Source organism: Streptomyces radicis (genome assembly GCF_003626575.1).
In the GTDB taxonomy this organism is placed as follows: domain Bacteria; phylum Actinomycetota; class Actinomycetes; order Streptomycetales; family Streptomycetaceae; genus Streptomyces; species Streptomyces radicis.
Genome location: NZ_RBDY01000004.1, coordinates 31,223 through 51,933, shown reverse-complemented (window position 1 = coordinate 51,933; position 20,711 = coordinate 31,223). Strand labels below are relative to the sequence as shown.

General features: G+C 73.9%; 23 protein-coding genes and 1 tRNA gene. 10 read left to right on the top strand and 14 right to left on the bottom strand.

Annotation, left to right across the window (positions count from 1 at the left end):
• Positions 1-129: 129 nt before the first annotated feature.
• Positions 130-423 carry a SelT/SelW/SelH family protein gene (locus D7318_RS07840; RefSeq protein WP_120696156.1) on the bottom strand — a complete coding sequence of 98 codons (294 nt, stop codon included), beginning with the start codon at positions 421-423 and terminating at the stop codon, positions 130-132.
• A 433-nt stretch (positions 424-856) separates the two neighbouring features.
• Here D7318_RS07840 and D7318_RS07830 point away from each other — a divergent pair, with 433 nt between their 5' ends.
• The 5 genes from D7318_RS07830 to D7318_RS07815 all read left to right on the top strand — a co-directional run bounded on the left by D7318_RS07830 (position 857) and on the right by D7318_RS07815 (position 4,726).
• Entirely contained in the window at positions 857-1,396 is a 540-nt protein-coding gene (locus D7318_RS07830; protein WP_220729554.1) for a DUF1062 domain-containing protein, read from the top strand.
• Between the two features lie 178 nt (positions 1,397-1,574).
• Positions 1,575-1,709: a hypothetical protein gene (locus D7318_RS34555; RefSeq protein ID WP_268987333.1), complete on the top strand. Its 135-nt coding sequence runs from the start codon at positions 1,575-1,577 to the stop codon at positions 1,707-1,709.
• Between the two features lie 210 nt (positions 1,710-1,919).
• Positions 1,920-2,948 (top strand): alpha/beta hydrolase, encoded by a 1,029-nt coding sequence (locus D7318_RS07825; RefSeq protein WP_120696410.1) that lies wholly within the window; start codon positions 1,920-1,922, stop codon positions 2,946-2,948.
• A 14-nt stretch (positions 2,949-2,962) separates the two neighbouring features.
• Positions 2,963-3,036: transfer RNA gene (locus tag D7318_RS07820), tRNA-Met, on the top strand.
• 139 nt (positions 3,037-3,175) lie between these two features.
• Positions 3,176-4,726 (top strand): sensor histidine kinase, encoded by a 1,551-nt coding sequence (locus D7318_RS07815; RefSeq protein ID WP_120696154.1) that lies wholly within the window; start codon positions 3,176-3,178, stop codon positions 4,724-4,726.
• Between the two features lie 13 nt (positions 4,727-4,739).
• Here D7318_RS07815 and D7318_RS07810 read toward each other — a convergent pair whose 3' ends face one another.
• The 8 genes from D7318_RS07810 to D7318_RS07775 form a co-directional block, all read right to left on the bottom strand.
• Positions 4,740-5,483, bottom strand: coding sequence for a response regulator transcription factor (locus D7318_RS07810; RefSeq protein WP_120696153.1), 744 nt, complete (start codon positions 5,481-5,483; stop codon positions 4,740-4,742).
• Between the two features lie 48 nt (positions 5,484-5,531).
• Complete coding sequence (locus D7318_RS07805) at positions 5,532-7,181, bottom strand: CotH kinase family protein (RefSeq protein ID WP_120696152.1); 1,650 nt, start codon at positions 7,179-7,181, stop codon at positions 5,532-5,534.
• Positions 7,181-7,858 carry a DUF4956 domain-containing protein gene (locus tag D7318_RS07800; protein ID WP_120696151.1) on the bottom strand — a complete coding sequence of 226 codons (678 nt, stop codon included), beginning with the start codon at positions 7,856-7,858 and terminating at the stop codon, positions 7,181-7,183. Before D7318_RS07800 ends, D7318_RS07805 begins: the two co-directional genes overlap by 1 nt.
• A complete protein-coding gene (locus tag D7318_RS07795; RefSeq protein WP_230423556.1) occupies positions 7,855-8,703 on the bottom strand; it encodes a polyphosphate polymerase domain-containing protein in 849 nt (282 codons plus the stop codon). Before D7318_RS07795 ends, D7318_RS07800 begins: the two co-directional genes overlap by 4 nt.
• Positions 8,704-8,909: 206 nt before the next feature.
• On the bottom strand, positions 8,910-9,734 hold the full coding sequence (locus tag D7318_RS07790) for an alpha/beta fold hydrolase (protein WP_120696149.1): 825 nt from the start codon (positions 9,732-9,734) through the stop codon (positions 8,910-8,912).
• A gap of 53 nt (positions 9,735-9,787) precedes the next feature.
• Positions 9,788-10,237, bottom strand: a complete 450-nt coding sequence (locus D7318_RS07785) for a MarR family winged helix-turn-helix transcriptional regulator (protein ID WP_120696148.1) — start codon at positions 10,235-10,237, stop codon at positions 9,788-9,790.
• The gene (locus D7318_RS07780; protein ID WP_220729552.1) at positions 10,234-10,584 is read right to left on the bottom strand and encodes a hypothetical protein; all 351 of its coding nucleotides are present in this window, start codon (positions 10,582-10,584) and stop codon (positions 10,234-10,236) included. The genes D7318_RS07785 and D7318_RS07780 overlap by 4 nt, the downstream gene beginning before the upstream one ends.
• Before the next feature lie 18 nt (positions 10,585-10,602).
• Entirely contained in the window at positions 10,603-10,848 is a 246-nt protein-coding gene (locus D7318_RS07775) for a hypothetical protein (protein ID WP_120696147.1), read from the bottom strand.
• Positions 10,849-11,105: 257 nt separating this feature from the next.
• Between D7318_RS07775 and D7318_RS07770 the strand changes: the two genes are divergently transcribed.
• Entirely contained in the window at positions 11,106-11,945 is an 840-nt protein-coding gene (locus D7318_RS07770) for a glutaminyl-peptide cyclotransferase (RefSeq protein WP_230423499.1), read from the top strand.
• A 15-nt stretch (positions 11,946-11,960) separates the two neighbouring features.
• On the opposite strand, the gene D7318_RS07765 is transcribed toward D7318_RS07770, so the two are convergent.
• Complete coding sequence (locus D7318_RS07765) at positions 11,961-13,178, bottom strand: MFS transporter (RefSeq protein WP_120696146.1); 1,218 nt, start codon at positions 13,176-13,178, stop codon at positions 11,961-11,963.
• 22 nt (positions 13,179-13,200) lie between these two features.
• Between D7318_RS07765 and D7318_RS07760 the strand changes: the two genes are divergently transcribed.
• Entirely contained in the window at positions 13,201-13,926 is a 726-nt protein-coding gene (locus tag D7318_RS07760) for a FadR/GntR family transcriptional regulator (protein WP_120696145.1), read from the top strand.
• Here the strand turns inward: D7318_RS07760 and D7318_RS07755 are convergent.
• The 3 genes from D7318_RS07755 to D7318_RS07745 all read right to left on the bottom strand — a co-directional run bounded on the left by D7318_RS07755 (position 13,895) and on the right by D7318_RS07745 (position 16,029).
• Entirely contained in the window at positions 13,895-14,860 is a 966-nt protein-coding gene (locus tag D7318_RS07755) for an SDR family NAD(P)-dependent oxidoreductase (protein ID WP_120696144.1), read from the bottom strand. The two genes, D7318_RS07760 and D7318_RS07755, sit on opposite strands and share 32 nt — an antisense overlap.
• A 34-nt stretch (positions 14,861-14,894) precedes the next feature.
• Complete coding sequence (locus tag D7318_RS07750; protein ID WP_120696143.1) at positions 14,895-15,428, bottom strand: hypothetical protein; 534 nt, start codon at positions 15,426-15,428, stop codon at positions 14,895-14,897.
• Between the two features lie 247 nt (positions 15,429-15,675).
• Positions 15,676-16,029 carry a winged helix-turn-helix transcriptional regulator gene (locus D7318_RS07745; RefSeq protein ID WP_120696142.1) on the bottom strand — a complete coding sequence of 118 codons (354 nt, stop codon included), beginning with the start codon at positions 16,027-16,029 and terminating at the stop codon, positions 15,676-15,678.
• A gap of 48 nt (positions 16,030-16,077) precedes the next feature.
• Between D7318_RS07745 and D7318_RS07740 the strand changes: the two genes are divergently transcribed.
• Positions 16,078-16,980, top strand: a complete 903-nt coding sequence (locus D7318_RS07740; RefSeq protein ID WP_120696141.1) for an NAD(P)-dependent oxidoreductase — start codon at positions 16,078-16,080, stop codon at positions 16,978-16,980.
• A 48-nt stretch (positions 16,981-17,028) separates the two neighbouring features.
• On the opposite strand, the gene D7318_RS07735 is transcribed toward D7318_RS07740, so the two are convergent.
• Positions 17,029-17,430: a nitroreductase/quinone reductase family protein gene (locus D7318_RS07735; RefSeq protein ID WP_120696140.1), complete on the bottom strand. Its 402-nt coding sequence runs from the start codon at positions 17,428-17,430 to the stop codon at positions 17,029-17,031.
• A 148-nt stretch (positions 17,431-17,578) separates the two neighbouring features.
• Here D7318_RS07735 and D7318_RS07730 point away from each other — a divergent pair, with 148 nt between their 5' ends.
• Positions 17,579-19,567 (top strand): LodA/GoxA family CTQ-dependent oxidase, encoded by a 1,989-nt coding sequence (locus tag D7318_RS07730; RefSeq protein WP_120696139.1) that lies wholly within the window; start codon positions 17,579-17,581, stop codon positions 19,565-19,567.
• Between the two features lie 12 nt (positions 19,568-19,579).
• Positions 19,580-20,695, top strand: coding sequence for an NAD(P)/FAD-dependent oxidoreductase (locus D7318_RS07725; RefSeq protein ID WP_120696138.1), 1,116 nt, complete (start codon positions 19,580-19,582; stop codon positions 20,693-20,695).
• Positions 20,696-20,711: the final 16 nt, after the last annotated feature.

Genomic DNA, 20,711 nt, shown 5'->3' with positions numbered 1-20,711 from the left:
CAACGGGCCGCCGCGCCCGGCGGCCGAAGCGCCGAAACGGCATGTCACGGCCGGATGAACGCCGATGAACGGCCGCCGGGCCCCGTTCCTCGCCCCGCATGGCCTGAACGCCGCGCCCGCGCCCGCCGTTCAGCGGTCGGCGTGACCCAGGCTCCTGCCGGGCGCCACCATGTCGCGGACGAGCCGCTTGACCGCCGTCGGCTCGGGAAAGCCCTGGTCCTCGCGGTCCCAGACCACCTCGTCGTCCACGCTCACCCGGAACACCCCACCGGTTCCCGGCACCAGCGCGACCTCGCCCACCTCGGCCTCGAACGTCCCGAGCAACTCCTGCGCCAGCCACGCCGCCCGCGGCAGCCACCGGCACCGGGTGCAGTACTCGATCCGCACCACGGGGCCGCCCCCGCCACCGGATGAACCCGCCATCGTCCGCCACCTTTCGCGAGGGAGTGCTCCCACGCCCGAAGCGTCTCACCCGCCACGGGGCGCGCGGCGTACCACCCGTTCCGGCCCGGGTCTCGACCGCGCCGTCGCACGGACGACACCGCACGGACGACACCGCACGGACGACACCGCGCGGACGACACCGCATGGCCGCCGTCGTACGGACGCGGAAAACCGTTGGAGCCCTCCCTTCGCGTTCCCGTAGAGTGCCCGCGGCCCATCGCCGTGAGGACAGAGGACAGACCCGCGTGACCCCGCCCGCTCTTCAGATCTGACACGTTCCGCTCACCTGTGGCCGACGCTCTCGTCGGCGCCGCCGGGCTGCCCTTGCGCGCCCGGTCGTACAGCGTTTGAGGTCGCGCGCAATCGGCCTCGTGTCAGGTCTTGAGAGATCATGTCTTCACAACCTCATATCGTGCTGCCCTGGGTCGTCCGCCGGACCAGGCTGCCTCTGCTGTCGTTGCGGTGCGTGGACTGCCGGTCGGAGTCGGCCACCACGGGCAAGGGCAGGTTCCGCGTCAACGCCAACGGCAAGCTCCTTGACGTGTGGCTGCTGGTCCGCTGCGTGTCCTGCGATCGCACGAGCAAGCTCACCGTGCACGAGCGCGCGCCGGTCAGGTCCTTCGACCCGGCCGAGCTCCACGGCTATCACGTCAACGATCCGGAGCTGGTGGCGTCCAGGCTGCTGGACCCGTTGCTCGCCCGGCGCGGCCGCTTCACCCTGGACTGGACGGGGGCCTGGCGGCTGGACACCCCGGCGGTGTGGCTCGACGGGCCATGGCCGGTCCGGGTGGAGGTCGCGTTCGACGATCCGGTACCGGTGCGCCCCGAACGGCTCATCGCGCACGGGCTCGGCCTCAGCAGGAACGAAGCGCTGCGCCGGATCAAGTGCGGCATTCCGCTGCGCCGCCCGACGAGCACCGGATTCACCTTCACCGTGCTCGGGGGCGACTGACGGATGTGGCCGCGGCGGGTCACCCGGCCCGCCGCGGTGAGGTCCGCGGCACGACAAGACCGCCGACTCCTCGGGAGCGGCGGTCTCAGACCCGCCCAATCCTCCGGGCAGGGGTGTACCCGGCTCTGGTGCACCATGCGGACCAGAGGAGGCGGAGTCGCGCCGGGCCTTGGCGGACATGGCGATGGCCACCGAGCAGGCCGAGACGGTTTCTCTTCGCGACCGGACGAAATGGAAGGCGGGCCGCTCCCTCTCGCCCCTGACCTCCCGAGCGGAGATCGCGGACGAGCGCGGGACGCAGACGTTCGGCTGAGCCTTCCGATGTTCCGGCCGGTTCGCGGCGCGCCGGTGACGATCGACGCGGCCGAGGGCCGCTGCGCGGGCGGCCTGCTCCCGTGGGAGCAGGGCCGGACTCCCTTGGGCGGATGTGGCGTTGCCGGTGGCGTTGGTTGACTGGCCAGCCGCGGGACGGGCGCGCGGCGGGCGCGTTCGGGGCCGCGGGAGGGAAGGTGACGCGGTGTTCATGGCGATGAGGTGGCTCCTGGTGGGCGCGTCGGTCCTGCTGGCGGCGGCGCCCACCGCACCGGCGCGGGGGGCCGAAGGCGCGCGGGTCGTCGAGGAACGGGAGACCGGCGAGCGGATCACCGATCTGACGATCTCCTCACCGGCGTCGGGCGGCGAGGGCCGGGTCCGGCTGCTCACCCCCGACGGGTGGGACGAGCGGGGCGCGGACGACGCATGGCCCGTGCTGTATCTGCTGCCGGGCGGCGACGGCGACCATCTGACCTGGACCGTCGACTTCGGGATCCAGGACCTGCCCGAGCTGCGCGACACCCTGGTGGTCATGCCGGACATGCCGTTGTTCGGCTTCTTCACCGACTGGTGGAACGGCGGCGCGGGCGGCCCGCCCGCCGTCGCCACGTATCACCTGGCCGAGGTCATGCCGCTGCTCGAACGCGACTACGGCGCCGGGGAGCGGCGGGTCGCGGCCGGGCTCTCGCAGGGCGGCTTCGGCGCGGTGTCGTACGCGGCGCGGAACCCCGGGATGTTCCGCGCGGTGGCCAGCTACAGCGGCTTCGTCCACCCGCTGCGGCACCCGCACGCCGTGGCGGCGGCGATGCGCTACCTGGGCCTCGACCCGCTGGCGCTGTGGGGCGACCCGGTGGAGCAGCGGCGCGTGTGGGCGGCCCACGACCCGTACCACCTCGCCCACCGGCTGCGGGGCGTTCCCGTCTACCTGGCGTCCGGCGACGGCAGGCTCGGCGCCCTCGACCCGCCTGGCACGCCGCCGGACGAGGAGGTCCCGGGGCTCGAGGACCCGGAGAACCCGTTCCCCGACGACGTCCTGTCGCCCACGGAGACGCTCATGGGCGAGGAGTCCCGCCTGCTGGCCGAGCGGCTGCGCGCCGTGGGCGCGGACGTGACGACCCACTTCTACGCGGGCACGCACGCCCCGGCGTACTGGGAGGCGGAGTTGCGCCGGTCGCTGCCGATGCTCCTGGAAGCGCTGCACGGCGAAACGTGGTTCGTACCATCGGCGCCGATGGCGTAGGGTGGGAACCACGACGCGGGGTGGAGCAGCTCGGTAGCTCGCTGGGCTCATAACCCAGAGGTCGCAGGTTCAAATCCTGTCCCCGCTACTGCCCGACGGCGCCCCGGCACCCCAAGTGCCGGGGCGCCGCGTCGCGTTCACGCCCTTCGCACGGACGGCACATCCGCCGCCCGCGGAGCACGGCGAGGCTCTGTACCGTGACCGGCGGCGGAACGGAGGAGCCCACCATGAACGACACGCTCGTGACCAGGCTGTGGCGCGCGGCGCCCATGTCGCTGCGCGGGCGGCTCGTCCTCGGCGTCACCGTGCTGGCCACCGCGGCGGTGCTGGCCTCCCAGCTCATCGGGTACGCGGTCCTGCGCTCCTGGCTGCTCGATCGGACCGACCGGCAGCTGACCGGGTTCGTGCCGCCCTCTCCCGCCTTCCTCGACGCGCGCGACGGCGCGCTGCCCGTTTCCGACGAGGGGCTGCCGAACGCACTGCCCTCCGACTTCCAGGTTCACTTCTACGACGCGTCGGGCCGCCTGCTGCCCCGGGCCCTGGCCGCCGACGACCGGCCGGGGCCCCGGCTGCCTGACTCGGCGGACGACCTGGGGCTGCGGGAGGGGCACCCGGAGACCGTGGCCGCGGTCGGCGGCGACACCGACTGGCGGGTCCTGCTGGACTCGGGACCCGACGGCCTGCGGGCCGTCGTGGCGCTGCCGCTCGACACCGTCGAGGACGCGACCTCCGCGTTCCTGTGGCTGGGCGCGGCGCTGCTCGTCGCCACCGTCGCGGCCCTGCTCGCGCTCGGCCGCTGGGTGGTGCGCCTGGGGCTGCTGCCGTTGACGCGGACCGAACGCGTCGCCGCGCGGATCGCCGCGGGGAACCTCGACCTGCGGCTGCCCGACACCGACCCGCGCACCGAGGTCGGGCGCCTCGGCCACGTCCTCGACTCCATGCTCGACCGCCTGCGCACCGCCCTGGCGGAGCGCGAGGCGTCCGAGGAACGACTGCGCCGGTTCGTCGCCGACGCCGGGCACGAGCTGCGCACGCCCCTCACCACGATCCAGGGCTACGCCGAGCTCGCGCGGCGCGGGGACCGGCGGTCGCCCGACGAGATCGCCGAGGCCGACCGGCTCATCCTCCAGAACGCCCAACGCATGAGCCTGCTCGTCGACGACCTCCACCTGCTCGCCCGGCTCGACAGGGAGCCCTCCTACCGGAAGGCCCCCGTGGACCTGCTGTCGCTGGCGGCCGACGCGGTGAGCGCCGCCGCCGTGGACGGCTCGTCCCACCCGGTGGACCTCGGCCCCCTGCGCGACCGCGCCGACGCGGACGATCTCGAGCTCGTCGGGACCCTGGGCGACCCGCACCGGCTGCGGCAGGTCCTCGAGAACCTGTTGTCCAACGCGCGCACGCACACCCCCGACGGCACCCCGGTCCATGTGCGGGTGGGCACCGCCACGGTCGGCCCCGCCACGGGAGGGACCGAACGCCCCGGGCGCGTCAGCTCGTCGCCGCCCCTCGAGGCCGGGACCCCCGTCGGCGTCGTCGAGGTGGCCGACGAGGGCCCCGGGATCCCGGCCCGGCACGCCGAGCACGTCTTCGAGCGCTTCTACCGCGTCGACCCGTCCCGTTCCCGCGCCCACGGCGGAAGCGGCCTCGGACTGGCCATCGCCGCCGCCATCGCCGAGGGACACGGCGGCCGCCTCGAGCTCGACACCGCGCCGCGCGCGGGCAGTACGTTCCGGCTGGTCGTGCCGCTGCGCCCGTGCGACGACGACCCCGTCGGCTGAGCACGCCCCGGGCTCACGCCTGCCCCGCGCCCGCGTCCCCGCGTGGCAGGCGCAGGCAGTACCCGACCCCGCGAACGGTGTGGATCAACGGCGGGGGACGCGCGTCCACCTTCTTGCGCAGATACTTGATGAACGTGTCCACGATCCGGGTGTCACCCGCGAAGTCGTAACGCCACACCTCCTGAAGGATCTCGGCCTTGCCGAGCACCCGGCAGGGGCGGGACAGCAGGCAGACGAGCAGGCGCAGCTCGGTGGGCGACAGCCGCAGCGGCCGCCCGGCGCGGCTCACGTCGTGGGCCAGCAGGTCCACCTCGAGATCGGCGAAGCGCAGCACGCCCTCATCCGCCGCGCCCTCCCTGGCGGCGACGCCCGCCCTCCTGAGGATCGCGCGGACGCGCAGCAGCACTTCCTCGACGTGGAACGGCTTGGGAACGTAGTCGTCGCCGCCCGAGCTCAGCCCCGTGATGCGATCGGCGAGGTCCCCGAGGGCCGTCAGGAAGAGGACGGGGGTGTAGACGCCCGCCGCACGCATCCGGCGGGTCACGTCGAACCCCGAGATGTCGGGCAGCATCACGTCGAGGACCACCAGGTCGGGCCCAGGGCCGCCGACCTCGGCGAGCGCCTCGCCGCCCGTGCGGGCGCCACTGACCGCGTACCCGGCCGCGCGCAGGGCGGTGACCAGCAGGGAGTGGATGTCGGGGTCGTCCTCGACGACGAGGATGTGCGGGGGAGCGGGCGGGAGCGGTGGGTCAGCCATGGCGCCGAGATGTCCGTTCTGCTGTGGGGGCGAGGGGGAAGGGGTGTCTCAGCCGGTCACCACCTCGTCGTTCGCCAGGGCCTCGGCCCGCTCGGTGAGGGTGGCGCGCAGCTCCTCGGCCGCCGCGTCGATGGCCGCCGCGTCGACGTCCGAGGCGTCGACGCTCGCCCGCGTGACCTGCTCGGTGATCTCCGCCAGGGCGTCGATGGCCTGGCCCGAGCCGTAGAACCGCTCGTACAGCTCCGCGTAGGCGGCGTGGTAGTCGTCGGTGAAGGAATCCTCCGCCAGGAACCGCTCCTTGAGGACATGCCCCATCACGCGGCCCTCCTCGAGCCCATCGGGCGGCCCGCTCCCGAGGAAGCCCTCGGGCATCTCTTCGGGGAAGCCCTCGGGCATGTCCCCCGGCGGCTCGCCCCCGGGCATCGCCCCCTCGGGCATCCCTCCCTCGGGCAGCGCACCCTCGGGTATCTCGTCGCCGGGCCGCCCGCCCCCGCCGCCGCCCCCGCCGCCCGGGACACCCAGGTCACCCGGGTCACCCATGCCGACCTCGTCGTCGGGGCCGGTGTCGGCCGCGCCCGAGAAGGCGAGGTTGTAGTCCCAGCCCAGCACGCTGAACTTCCGCGTGTCCAGGTCGTACCAGAGCAGATAGTTCTTTCCCGGGCCCGCCATGTCGTCGAAGTTGAGCAGGAGGTTCTGCGTGGCCACATAGGCCGCCAGCGACGCGATGTCGACATGGTCGCCGAGCTCGGCGGCGAACTCCTCGTCGCTGGCCTCGTCGACCCACCTGATGAGGCGGATCAACGGGCCGAGGTCCTGGCTGCCCTCCTTGTTCAGCTGCTCGAAGGAGTCCTCGTAGTCGGTGGGGTCGTCCCCGACATACGCGAAGCTCCCCTCGGCCCGCGCCCGGTACAGCACGCCGTTGCCGCCGAGGGTCGTGGTGGCGTAGTCGGTGCTGGGGTTCTCCACCATCAACCGGGTCACCGTGGGCCGGTCGTTGACCGTCACGGAGGCGAAGCCGTACGGCTCGGCCGCCTGGCCGCTGCTCTCGGTCAGGGCCAACGACAGCGCCTCGTTGAGCGGAACCTCCTCGTCGCTCCCCGGACGCAGGGCGATCTCCCGATGCCCCTGGTAGGTGCGGCCCTCGACATACTCGTCGATCTTGATCAGCCACGGCAGCTCCTCCGGCCTGTCCTCCGACAGGCCGTAGGCCGTCATCCCGCCGCCACCCTCCGGCCGTTCCCCCTCCTGGCCACCGGGTCCCACGCCGGAGCCGGTGGAACGGAGGCTCATCAACGTGGAGTTGCCCTTCAGACGGATGCCGACGTCCTCCACGACCGTTCCGTCGATGACGAGATCGGCCCTGATGTAGTCCTTGGTGCCCTCGTCGCGGAACTCCGCCATCATCCGATCGAAGTCGTCCTGGGTGTAGTCGAGCTCGACCGAGTGCGTCACGGAGGCGTCGTACAGGTCCACCGTCCCCTGGATCTCCTGGGTGATCGGGTCCGTCTCGGCCTGCGACGCGCTGGTGACGAACGGGGCGACGCGGGCGTCGCCGAACACCACGACCAGGACCGTCAGACCCACGGCGAACGCCGCGGCGGGCCTCCAGTGCTGGCGCAGCCGCACCGGCACGCGGTCCCGCAGACGGTGCCACGGGCGGCGCCCGCGCCGCGCCCCTGGCGCCGAGGGCGCGCGCATCACAGGTCGGTCTGGTCGTAGCCGGTCAGCACGGTCACCCGCTGCCCGAACGTGCGTTCCTGGAGGGCCGCGACCAACTCCCCCGGCTCGGCGCCCTTCTTCAGCCGCACCGTGTAGAAGACCTCCGTCAGCGCCCCGCCGCGGATGCTCTCGGTGCTGACCAGCTCGAACTCCGTGGTGTAGCGGATCAGCACGTCGCGGATGGCCGGGGTGTGGTCCTCGCCCGTGGGCACCTGCACCTTGACGACCTGGCGCTGCACATCGAGGTGGAACCAGTTGAACCGATGCATCACCACGACGATCAGGCAGATGGCGAGGGCGGCCACGGCCGCGAGCGTGTAGAACCTGGCACCGCAGGCCATCCCTATGCCCATGGTCAGGAAGACGAACCCGACGTCCCGCGTCTCCTTGATCGCGTTCCGGAAGCGGATCACCGACAACGCGCCCACCAGGGAGAACGCCCGGGCGAGGTTGGAGCCCACGACCAGCATGATCAACGCGATGACCATGCCGATGATGACCAGCGTCTGCACATAGGACTGGCTGTAGGAGATGTTGCGGTGCGTGCCGCGGTACACGTACCCGATCACCGTGCTCAGGACGAAGGACAGCCCCATCGCCAGGACGATGTCCATGATGCTGAAGGTCCCGCTGAGTTCCTGGATGTCGAAGTTCACCGGGCTCGCGCCTCCGTGTGGGCCCCGCCGGACGGGGACGGGTGGGTGGGGGTCTGGGTCTGGGTGGGAATCCGGGTGGGGGAGGGCCCTTCCTCACCCGAGACATGGAAGACCGACCGCGGGGCGCGGCCGAAGGTCTCGATGCTCTGGACGTACTTCGAGACGCGGACGAGGGCGAGGTTGCGCCGGGCCGCCAGATCGGTGATCCAGTACGGCGTGCGCTCGTTGACCTTGACCTCCATCACCGCCAGGTGCGGCGGGATGATGAACCTGTTCTCCGCGCCCCCGGTCCCGAAGTGGAAGTCGCGGTCCCGGCCGCGGACCCTGCGGTCCAACGTGACCCGCAGGCCGGTGTCCTGGTCGCGGCCGATCAGCGCCTCGCGCTGGTAGCCGGTGATCGCGGTGGGCCGGAGGTTCAGCCGGACGATCAGGTCCAGGACCTCGTGGACGAACGCCCGCTCCTCGGGGGCGTGCTCGATCAGCTCCCGGTCGTCGCACAGCCGCAGCGCCGTGCGATAGGGCAGCGCGATGCGCCGCTTCTGGGTGACCCTGTTGACCCGCTGCTTCACCTCGACGCAGACCACCGAGTCGTCGGTCACCGCGGCCAGGTCCCCGTAGTGGCGGATGCGCAGCTTGCGGCGGAACTTCAGCCCTTCGATCTTCTCCCAGTAGAACCGCAGCCGAGGCGTGTCGTAGTACAGGCTCCACACCCCGTAGCCGCCGGGCGGGCTGTTGAGGTCCCGGTCCATCCGCCCGGCCAGCTCGTCGCGGATCCCGGCCGCCTCCCGCGCGGGTACCAAATACTTCAACTCGTACCGGTTGAAGGCGTGCAGGCGACTCGCCACCCGCAGGGGCGCCTCCCGCTGCTCCGCCCGTTCGCCATGCCTCCCGGTGGGTCGCCGCCGCACCACTCGGGCACCTCCTGTCTCTCTCGGTCCCATGTCGTTGACTGCGGCAACGAAAGCAACCGTGCATGAGAGGGGCATGAGAAAAGAGGGAGAACTCCCGGAGAATCACCGGAGAACGCCCGGAGAACGCCGGGAGGCGGCCGTCAGCTGAGGAAGTCGAGCAGGGCGGCGGTGAGTTCGGCCGGGGCGTCCTCCTGCACCAGATGGCCCGCGCCGGCGATCAGGCGCAGCCGCGCGCCCGGGATGCGGGCGGCGAGGTCATGGCCCCTGGCCACCGGGATCCAGGTGTCGTCCTCGCCCCAGCACACGAGCACGGGGAGGTCGATCGCGCCGTACCGCTCCTGCACCTCGTCGGTGAAACGCCGGTCGGCCTGCGCGATCTGGCGGTAGAACGCCGCCTGCCCCGGCTCGCCCAGCCAGGGCGCCACCAGCCGTTCGAGCGTGGCGGGGTGCAGCCCAGGGCCGCTCGCGGACGCGATGTACTCCCGCACCAGGGCGCCGTGCAGGGCGGGCGGCAGCTGCTCGAACACCGGGGCGTGCGCGCCGACGAGCCGGAAGAACGGCGAGCCCCACGGCGCGAGCGCCACCGGGTCGACCAGCGCGAGCCGCCGGTAGCGCGCGCCGTGCAGCAGATGGGCGCGCAGGGCGACGGCGCCGCCGAAGTCATGGGCGACGACAAGGGGTTCGGGCAGGCCCCAGTGGTCGAGGAGCGCGCGGAAGGCGCGGCCCTGCGCGGCGAGCGAGACATCCTGCCCGTCGCGCATCTCCGAGGCCCCGTAGCCCGGCATGTCCCAGACGAACACCTGGAAGCGCCGGGCCAGCGCCCGGGCGATCGCGCGCCACACGTACGACGAGAACGGCGTCCCGTGCAGGAGCGCCACCGGGGGTGCCGCGGGATCGCCGAGCCGGTTCCACCGCACCGCCCCGGTCGGCCCGTCGAACGTCTCGCCGAGCCGCCACTCGTCCATCGCCGCCCGCCCTCCGTCGTCGCGTGGTGCCGAGGATGCCGAAGGTGCCGACCCTACCGGCCGCCCGTGTCCCCCGGGTGGGAGCGGGCGATCAGGTCCGTCATCGCCCGCTGGAAGGCGAGGCGCCGCCGCTCGCTCCAGCCCTCCGTCAGCCGGTCGAAGACCTCCTCCTGCCAGTGGTGCGCCTGCTCCAACAGGACGTGCCCCGACGCGGTGAGCGCCGCCTCGCGCCGGCGGGCGTCCGTCTCCGATGCCCGCATCGACAGATATCCGGCCTCCGTGGCGCCCTTGACGAGCCGCGACGCGCCGCTCTGGTCGATCCCGATCTCGTGCGCGATCGCGTTGACCGTGGCCGCGACGCCGCGTCGGGTCAGGGAGTGGACCGCCTCGGTGACGAGCACGAGACGACCCCGCTCGCCGCCCTGGGCGTCGCCGCCCGGAGACCTGCGCGCCCAGTGCCGGACGAACGCGAACAGCACCTGTCCCGGCCCGGCCTCGCTCATTCGGTGGCCGCCATCTCTCGGCAGATGTGCGCCAGATCGAGCGCCGACGCCAGATCGGGCAGCCGGAGCGCGGCCGTCACCTGGCCATCGACCACCCGGAAGACCGTCGCCACCCGGGTCGGGACCTCGCTCCCCGGCCATGAGGCGTCCTCCTCCACCACCATGAGGCGCCCGCTGATCGGGTGCCACGAGCGGGGAACCAGCGTGATCCCCGAACGCCCCACCCACTCCGCGAACTGCCCCGGCGTGATCGGGCCCGCGCCCCTCGGTCCGTGGCCAGGGCGATGGCCGTGGCGTTCGACGTCCCCGCGTGGGGCTGCTGCCGTGTCGTGGCTCGAGCCTGTCAACGCGGCGTTGGGAAGGGGTCACACGGCCCGAGCGAGGCGCTGGGCGACCTCGTGCCGCCGGGTGTCGTGGCGCAGCTCGGCCCAGCTGGCGGCGGAGCGGTGCCCGGCCCAGTGCGGGTGGTAGGCGATGCGGCAGGACAGGTGCAGCAGGCGGCGGCGCAGCACCGTGTACTCCTCGGGTCGGCAGGTGACCAACCGCTGGTAGGTGTGGTTCCAGGCGTGCTGATCGCGGACCAGGTCGTCGGGGAAGCCGGAGTTCACCATGCCCATATTCAATCACTTGTTCGAATCTGGGGGGCGTCGCCACGCCAGGCTCGGCCCACCTTTTGTGTCACAGGCCTTTTGTGTGACAGGGCCAGGCCGCCCCGGCGGTCCGTGCGGCGTCCGCCCAACTCCCCTTCCCCCCAAGGCGGTCGCCCCGGCCCCTTCGCGGAATCTCCTCACCAACCGTCGGGTCCCGGGCCCTGGGGCTCCGCCGGATTCCGGTCTAAGGTCTTTGTCGACATCCCGAGGAGGCGTTCGTGATACGACGCGGGCTACCACGCGAGCACAGCACCCACCGGCGCGCCGGGACGGCGGCGGCCGCCGGGCTCGTCCTCGCGGTCTGCGCGACCCTGCTGGCCTCGGGCGAGCCCAGCTCGGCCCAGCAGCCTTCGGTGGCCCCCGAGGCGCTGCGCGTCGAGGTCGTCAGGACGCTGCCGCACGATGTGAACGCCTTCACCCAGGGGCTCGAGATCGCCGACGGCGTGCTCTACGAGGGCACGGGGCGCGTGGGGCAGTCGTTCGTCTCGGCGACCGACCTGGCCACGGGCGACGAGCTGGCCAGGGTCGACCTCCCCTCGCCCCTCTTCGGCGAGGGCATCACCGTCACCGACACCTCGCTCTGGCAGCTGACATGGCGGAACGGCATCGCGTTCGAGCGCGACCCCGCGACGCTGGAGGAGCTGCGCACCGTCTCCTACGAGGGCGAGGGCTGGGGACTGTGCCATCAGCCGGAGCACGGGCGCCTGGTGATGAGCGACGGCTCGGGCGAGCTGACGTTCCGCGACCCGGAGACGTTCGAGGAGACAGGCCGCGTCGAGGTGCTCTCCGACGGGCGGCCCACGTCCGACCTCAACGAGTTGGAGTGCGTCGGCGACACCGTCTACGCCAACGTCTGGCAGACGGACACCATCCTGCGCATCGACCCCGCGAGCGGCGAGGTCACCGGGGAGATCGACGCCTCTGGGCTGCTGAGCGAGGACGAGGAGTGGGCGGCCGACGTCCTCAACGGCATCGCCAAGACGCCGGAGGGCGACACGTTCCTCATCACGGGCAAGCTGTGGCCCCACCTGTTCGAGGTCCGCTTCGTCCCCGCGTGAGAACGCCGCCGCCCGTCACCCGACCCGGCGGTGGCGGCCCGCGAGTGCCCCCGCCACGAGCTGGGGGAGCATCAGCGCGGCCATCACCGCGAGCACCGCGCGCCAGCCGCCGGTGTGCTCGTGGAGCGTGCCGACCAGGATCGGCCCTGGGACGGCCATCAGATAGCCGACGCTCTGCGCGAAGCCCGAGAGGCGCGTCACCGTCGCGCCGTCCCTGCCGCGCAGCGCGATCATCGTGAGCGCGAGCGGGAACGAGCAGTTGGCGACGCCGAGCAGTACCGCCCACAGCCAGGGCGCGGCGGCCGGGTCGGCCCACAGGCCCGCGTATCCGGCGAGGCCGAACAGCCCGACGGCGACGGCGATGCCGCTCTGGTGCGCGAGGCGCCCCGCCACCGCGCCGAGCGCGAACGACAGCGGCACCCCGAGCACCGACGTCACCGCGAACAGCAGGCCCGCGGCCTCGGCGGAGAGCCCCGCGTCGCGGTAGATCTGCGGCAGCCAGCCGATGATGACGTACGCGGCCGTGGCCTGGAGGCCGAAGTACCCGGCCAACGCCCACGCGGTGCGGTCGCGCGTCAGGCGCGGCCCCGGCGCGCGAACGGCCCGCGCGCCCCCGGCCGCGCCCCCGCGTGAACGCCGCTGCCGCGCCAGCGCCACCCACGGCGGAACGGCCACCGCGGCCAGCGCCGCCCACAGGCCGAGCCCCACCCGCCAGTCGTCGCCGAACGCCCCCGCCAGCGGAACGGTGGCCGCCGCGGCCGACGACGCGCCCACGTTGAGGGCCGTCGAGTACAGCCCGGTCATCGCGCCCACCCGGTCGGGGAACCGCTGCTTGACCACCACGGGCAGCAGGACGTTCGCCACCGCGATGCCCGCGAGCGCGAGTCCCGTCAGCGCGACGAACGCCGCCGTCCCCCCGGCGAGGGGCCGCAGCGCCAGGCCCGTCGCGAGCGCCGCGAGCCCGGCTGCCACGACGGCCTCGGCCCCGTGCCGCCCGGCCAGCCGCGGCGCGGCGAAGCCGACCGCCGCGAAGCACAGCGCGGGCAGCGACGCCAGCAGCCCGGCCAGCGTGGCGCTCATCCCCAGCGCGGCGCGGGCCTCCTCGAGCAGCGGCCCGAGGCTGGTGACCGCGGGGCGGAGGTTGAGCGCGGCCAGGATGAGCGCGGCGATCGCGAGATGGGGTATCCAGCGCCCTGTCGCCGCGGATCGGACCGCGGATCGCTCGTTCGGCATCCCCTCATCGTAAAGTCATGGGATGAGTCTACGTCCCATCAATCGGCCCTCGGGGCTGTTCGACGAGGTCATCGCGCAGCTGCGGCAGCAGATCACGTCGGGCGCCTGGCCCGTGGGGTCGCGCATCCCCACGGAGCCCGAGCTGGTGCGGGAGCTCGGCGTGGCCCGCAACACGATCAGGGAGGCCCTGCGCGCCCTCGCCCACAACGGGCTGCTCGACATCCGCCATGGCTCCGGCACCTATGTCGTGGCGACGAGCGAGCTCGCGGGCGTGATGCGCCGCCGCTTCGCCGCCGCCGACCAGCGCGCTGTGCGCCAGGTGCGGCGCGCGTTGGAGGAGTCGGCCGCGGGTCTTGCCGCCCGGCACCGCACGGACGAGGACCTGCGCAGGCTGGACGCGCTGCTCGAACGGCGCGAACGGGCCTGGGAGTCGGGCGACCGCGACGCGTTCGTCCACGCGGACGCCGCGTTCCACCTCGCCGTGGTCGCCGCGTCCCACAACGAGGTGCTGCTCGAGCTGTACGCCGATCTCGGGCATGTGATCGCCGACTCGCTCACCGAGCACTTCGGGCCCGCGCTGCGCCCTGAGGACCACATGGACCACGCCCGCCTGCTCGACGCCATCCGCGCGGGCGCGGAGACGACGGCCGCGGCCGAGGCGGCCTCCCACACGGCCGGTTGCCGCGCCGTTCCGACGCACGGCGGCGGCGCCGGGCTCACGGCAGGCGAGGGGGGAGCGGGAACGTGATGCCCGTCAGGCGCTCCGACAGGGCCCACAGGCGGGCGCCCCCGAGCGGGTCGGTGTCGGCCGTGGGCGGGCGCTTCGCCACGGGGAGGCCCGTGCCGCCGCGGGCCGGGCCGTAGTACCGGCCGCCGACCGCCTCGGGATCGGTCGCCGCGCGCACCGCCGCCCAGGCCCCGCGGTGCTTGCCCTGCGCCACGGGCGCCAGCAGCCGGGCCCCCGCGCGGGCGGCGGGCGAGGGCTCGTTCACCCCGGCGCGGAAGGGGCTCGCGGCGTCAAGGCCGAGCCCCGGGTGCGCGACGACGGCGTGGACATCGGCCCCCGCCGCGCGCAGGCGGCGGTCCAGCTCGAAGCCGAAGGACTGCGCGGCGTGCTTGGACCGCGCGTAGGCGCGCTTGCCGCGGTAGGAGCGCTCGCTCATGAGGTCCTCGACGTCGCCGGGGCCGAACCCCGTCCGCCGCGTGATCACGCTGCCCACGGGCACGACCCTGCTGCCCGGCGTCGCCGCGAGTGCGGGCCAGGCCAGCGCGGTGAGCGCGAAGTGGCCCAGGTGATTGGTGCCGACGGCCAGCTCGAAGCCCTGCCGGGTCGTGCGCCTGACCCTGCCGGGGTGGACGACGGCCGCGTTGTGGACGAGACCGTCGAGGCGGTCGAGGCGTGTGAGCGCCGTCGCGGCCGACGCGACCGACTCCAGGTCGGCGAGGTCGAGCGGCACCGTGACGACGTCGGCGCCCGGCGCCCGCTCGCGCAGCGACGCGGCGGCGGCGTCCGCGCGCCCCGGGTCCCTGGCGAGGAGGACCACCCTGGCGCCCGCCCCGGCGAGGTGCTCACAGACGAAGTAGCCGATCCCGGCGTTCCCGCCGGTCACGGCGAACGCGCGCCCCGTCAGATCGGGCACGTCCCGCGGCGTCCAGGGCGCGGGCTTCTCCGCTCGGGTCACGGGAGCGACCCTAGGTCCTGTCCTGGCGGCGGGCTCAGATGCGGGTCCACACGCTGCCCGCCGGGTCGCCCTTGTGGGTCGTCCAGGACAGCGTGAACCCCGACCCCGACCACGGTCCGATGCCCGCGGAGCGGGTCAGGGCCGTCAGGGTGTCGCGGCGCTCGGGCGGCTGCCGCGTGAGCGCGCTCACCAGGCCGAGGGCCGGGCTGTCGACGTCCGTGGCCAGCAGCTCGATCCACGACGTCCCGCCCTGCGGATGGGCGACCCGCCACTCGCCGAACCACTCGCGCACCGCGAGCCTCCGCAACGCGCCCCAGCCGCCGCGCGGCGCACCGGTCGGCCGGGCCGCGAACGCGCCGTTGAGCCTCAGCTCCCACACCACCGTGGGGCTGGTGCCGTCGTGGAAGTCCTCCCGCCACCGCCCGGCGAAGCGCGCGTCGATCCCCGACTGGCCGTGGAAGTGCACGCTGCCCACGTGCTGCGCCTGGACGACGTTCTCCGCACGCCCGGAGAAGTGGTTGCCGAACCCACCCCCTGGCCCCCTGCCGAACTCCCCGCGCTCACCCATGAGTCGAGTCTACGGAGCCGCCGTCCACCGGGGTCGGGGTCAACGTGTGAAGCTCCGGATCCGATGAGCTGCCCGAGGAACGGCTCGTGGACGGCGAGGAGATGCCCCACGACTCGCCCCGCACGCCGCGGGGCTGCCGGATACCCACTTATATGTGGGTACTTGGCAGCGGGCGGCCGCCGGGCGACGCTGGTGGTGGGCGGTCGAAGGGGCCGCCCGACGCACGGGACGCGGAGGTGGCCGTGGATCAGGGGGTGGCCGGGCCGACCGGGGTGAGCCGCTCCAGGCGGCGGTGGCCCCAGTCGGAGAGGGGAGCCAGCGCCTCGGCGAGGTCGCGGCCGAACGGAGTCAGCGAGTACTCCGTCTTCAGGGGCAGCCCCTCGTGCACCTCCCGGTGCACGAGGCCGTCCGCCTCCATCTCCCTGAGCGCCTGAGTCAGGACCTTCTCGCTGAGGCCAGGCAGCCGTCGGCGGATCTCGCCGGGGCGCCGCGGGCCCGACTCGAGCAGCCACAGCAGAACCGTCTTCCACTTGCCGTCGATCACGGCGATCGCGGCGGTCACTCCACAGACATTCGTGTCCTGGGCACGACTGCGCGTCATCTCTGCCCCTTTTGTTCGTTTATGTCGCTCACCTATGGGAGTTGCTCCATGTCCACACCCTCCGAACAGTCTGCCGTGACCCCGACCGTGACCGTGATCGGTCTGGGGCCGATGGGTCGGTCGCTCGCCGGGGCGTTCCTCGACGCCGGTGTGCGGACCACGGTCTGGAACCGCACGCCGGGCAAGGACGGTGACCTGGTCGAACGGGGCGCGATCGCCGCGGCCTCGCCCGAGAAGGCCGTGGCGGCGAGCCCGCTGACCGTGGTCTGCCTGGTCAACTACGACGCGTCCGACGCCGTCCTGCGCCGCGACGCCGTCGCCGCGGCGCTCAAGGGCCGGACGGTCGTCAACCTGACCGCCGACACCCCCGAACGCGCCCGGGACACCGCCGAGTGGGCCTCGGGCCACGGCGTCCGCTACCTGGACGGCGCGATCATGACGCCCACCACCACGATCGGCACGCCCGAAGCGGTGTTCATCCACAGCGGGCCCGAGGCGCTGTACCGGGAACACCGGGCGGCCCTCGACGTCCTCGGCGGCACCCACACCTTCCTCGGCGAGGAGATCGGCCGGGCGGCGGCGTACGACGTCGTGCTGCTCGACATCTTCTGGACGTCGATGGCGGGGTACGCGCACGCCCTGGCGGTGGCGCGGGCCGAGGGGATCACCGCCCGCGAACTGGCGCCGTTCGCCCGGGGGATCGGGTCGATCCTTCCCGCGATCATCGAGCAGACCGCGGAGGAGGTGGACACCGGGGCGTTCACCGAGCAGGGCAACCCGATCACGTCGGCGGTGTCGTCGATGACCCATGTCGTCCACACGTCCGAGGCCCATGGCATCGACGCGGGCGTGATGCGCGCGGCCGAGGGCATGGCCCGCCGCGCCATCGGCCTGGGCCACGGCGCGGACGGCTTCATGCGCGTCGCCGAGACCCTGGGCCGCACCGCCTGAACGCCGCCCCGGCCCCCGGACGCCCAGGGGGCGCCCGGGGGAGGGGCACTACACCTGGCCGCTGATGTCCACCCGGACCGATAGCAGGTCCGTGCCGAACACCTTGACCGCCGCGCTGTTCCCGCGGGGGAGCTTCTTCAGGCGGGCGCGGGCGTCGTCCTCGGGGAGCGGGGTCGCCACGCCCTCGTACCAGCGGCCGCCCACGCGGACCCGGACCCGGGGGTTCGCGCGGATGTTCCTGATGTACTGCGACTTCTCGCCGTGCTCGGACACGAACCAGAACTCCCCGTCCGCAAGCCGCCCGCCGACCGGCGTCCGCCGGGGCCGGCCCGAGGTGCGGCCGATCGTCTCCAGCAGCGTCTGGGACTTCACCCGCCGCCCCATGGGGTTGAGGATCCGTCGCTGGAAGGCCGTGACGGCCCGGTGCTTGAAACCGCTGCTGCGCGCCATTCCCGCACCCTAGAACACCGGGCCCGCCCGCGCGTCGGCTCAGCCCAACGGAGCCCGCCCGCTGGCGGATGGCGCCCCGGGGCGTCACCGTCGGGAGGAACCGCGACGCCGGGATGTCGCGACGTCGGCCGGAAGGAGGTGCGCTCGGGTGCCCGAGGGAATCGCCTATGCGAGGATCCACCCCGCCATCGGCGTCGCCCGCGTGGGCAACAGCACGCGCCCCGACGGCTGGTACCTCGGGCCCGAGACGCCCGACCCGCCGCCGCTGCCGCCCGGCACGGTCAAGGACCCGGACGGGGCGATCAGGCGCCAGGGGGCCCGCTTCCGCCTCTACGCCCATGACGCCCAGGACCGCGTCATCGGCGAGCTGATCCCCGGCGAGGAGGGGGTGAGCGTCGAGTGGGGCGTGCACGTCGCCAACGCCAAGGCGGCCTGGTACGCGTTCAACCTCGCCCTCGACCTCGACGAGGCCGCCTCCCTCAGCTCCCCGCGCCGCAACGCCGGGATCACCGACCGCGCCTCGCTCGTCATCGACCCAGGACCCAAGAAGATGAACGCCGCCCCCGGGCAGCGCGTGGCCCTGACCGGCGGCTCCTTCCGGGGCACGGCCGTGCCGCTGGGCGAGATGCTCACCGACGAGCGGGGGCGCCTGATCGTGCTGGGCGGGCGGGGGCGGGCCCGCTCTCCCGGGAACGCGCCGCTCACGTCGTTCGCCAACAACGACGGCTGGTGCGACGACACCTCCGACGGCCCCGTGACCGCGCGGGTCACCGTCGCCGGGGTGGCCGTGCGCGTCGAGCCCGCCTGGCTGATCGTCGCCCCGCCCACCTACGCGCCGGACGTCAAGACCGTGCGCACCCTCTACGACCTGCTGTACGACCTCTATGTGCGGGAAGGCTGGCTCACGGCGCCCACCACGCCGTCGTTCGACGGGGATATCCTGCCGATCCTGCGCCGCTTCCGCGAACTCCAGTGGGTCAACAACGGCTTCGCCGCGCGCTTCGGGCACAGCGGCCCCGACGACTTCCTCGCGCCCGGCAGGCTGCGGCGGCTCGCCAGCCCGGGCCCGAGCCACCAGGAGCTGCGGCGCCAGGTGTTCACCGCGCTGCGCGACTACGACCGCGACGGTCTCTCGCCCCTGCCCTGGCCCTGGATCTACGGCGACGCGATGGCCAGCAGGCCCAGGTCCCCGTGCCAGCACCTGGCGCTCTCGGCCACGCAGAAGGAGCTGCTCCTCGCCTGGGCCGAGGGGAGGTTCGACGCCAGGCCCTGGCCTGGCTTCCCCGACGACGTCGACGACGCGCCCCTGGCCGAGCGCCCCGGGCTGCTCGACCGGGCCGCCCTCGACTTCTGCCTCGCCGACGCGTTCCACCCGGGGTGCGAGGTCACCTGGCCGCTGCGCCATCTGTCGCTGTACGGCGCGCCGTTCCGTGTGCGGGGCGGCGGGCCGCCGGTGACGCAGGACCTCGGGGCCGCGCTGACCCGGCAGAAGGCGCTTGCGGCGGACGGGCCCCTGCACGGGCAGCGGCCCGGCGGCCTGACCCGCTGGATGGCCGTGCCCTGGCAGACCGACACGGCGAGCTGTCGCTCCGGCTACGAGTCCGCGCTCGGCCTCGGGCCGCGCTACGACCCGCACCTTCCGACGTTCTGGCCGGCGCGCGTGCCCAACCATGTGCTCGCCGAGGCCGACTTCGCCATCGTCAACGCCCCCACCGCGCCGGGCGTCGACGAGGCGGAGCGGGAGGCGGCGTTCGCCCGGCGGGCGTCCTGGCTGCGCGGCCTGAGCGGCGACCCGGCGCAGCAGCGCGCGCAGGCCGTGCGGGACTGGCACCGCTTCGGGGTCGTGGAGACCCGGGAGTACACGGTGGGCGACGGGGCCTTCCCCGAGCGCCTCGGGGTGGAGTCGGAGCCGGGCTTCCCCCTGGAAGGCGTCTCCCCGACCAGGAACCTGGTGAACGTCCATGTCGAGGAGGCCACCGCCAGGAGCGGCGAGCGCAGCCGCGAGGTGGCGCGGGATGTCGCGGAGGCGACCGGCCTGGCCGAGGAGGACATCGTGGTCGGCTACGTCGACAAGCTCGATCCGTTCGGCGAGGACCGCGTGGGCGGCCCCGAGCCGGACGGCGGGGGAGAGCGGTGAGGTGGCGCGGCCGTGTACGACGTCGTGGTGGCGGGCGGCGGGCCCGCGGGCTCGGCCGCCGCGCTGACCCTGGCCCGCGCGGGCCGCTCGGTGCTGCTCGCCGACGCGGGCGCGGGGCCGCCCCAGGTCGGCGAGGCGCTGCCCGCCGCGGCCAGGCCCCTGCTGCGCGACCTGGCCGTGGCCGACGCCGTGCCGGGGCCAGGGCATCTGCCGCGGCTCACCATGCTCTCGGCCTGGGGCTCCCCGGCCGTCGCCGCGACCGAGAGCGTCGCCGATCCGCACGGGCCCGGCTGGCACCTGGACCGCGGGCTGTTCGACGGAAGGCTCAGGGACGCGGCGCGCGCGGCGGGCGTCCGGGTCGAGGCGCGCGCCATCGTGCGCGCCCCCGTCCGGCGGGCTGACGGCACCTGGGCGCTGGCCCTGCGCACCCCCGAGGGGCGCCAACTCCTGTGCTGCCGCTGGCTCGTGGACGCCACGGGCCGCCGGGCCGCGATCGCCGTGGCGTGCGGCGCGACGCGCACGATCGAGGACCGCCTGATCGCGCTGCACCGCACCGAGCGCCCTGGAACCGAGCGCCCCGAGGCCCATCACCCCGAGACCGAGCGCCCCGAGACCGAGCGCCCGGAAGGCGCGTCGGGCCCCGCCCTGGTCGCCTCGGCCCCCGACGGCTGGTGGTACACCGCGCCGCTGCCCTCGGGCCTGGTGCTGGTGGCGCGCTTCACCGACGCGGACCTGCCTCCGGCGCGCGCCCACGCGGGCTTCCGCCGCGCCGCCGCGCACACCTCCCGGCTCGAACCCGTCACCGGCGACGGCTGGATCGCCGCGGGCGACGCCGCCGCGACGTTCGACCCGCTGTCCTCGCAGGGCATCCTCACCGCCCTCGCCACCGGGATGGCCGCGGGCCGCGCGTTGGACGCCCACCTCGCCGGCGACCGCGCCGCCCTGCGCCGCTACGCCGCCCGGATCGCCGCCATCACGGCGGCCCACCGCCGCAACCGCCTCGACCACTACGCCCTCGAACGCCGCTGGCCCGCCGCGCTCTTCTGGCGCCGCCGCCACATCGCCACACCCCCGGCGAACCCTGAGCCTCATGACACCCACCCCGCTCACTTCGATCACTCACGGTGAAAAGACCAGCATCCTC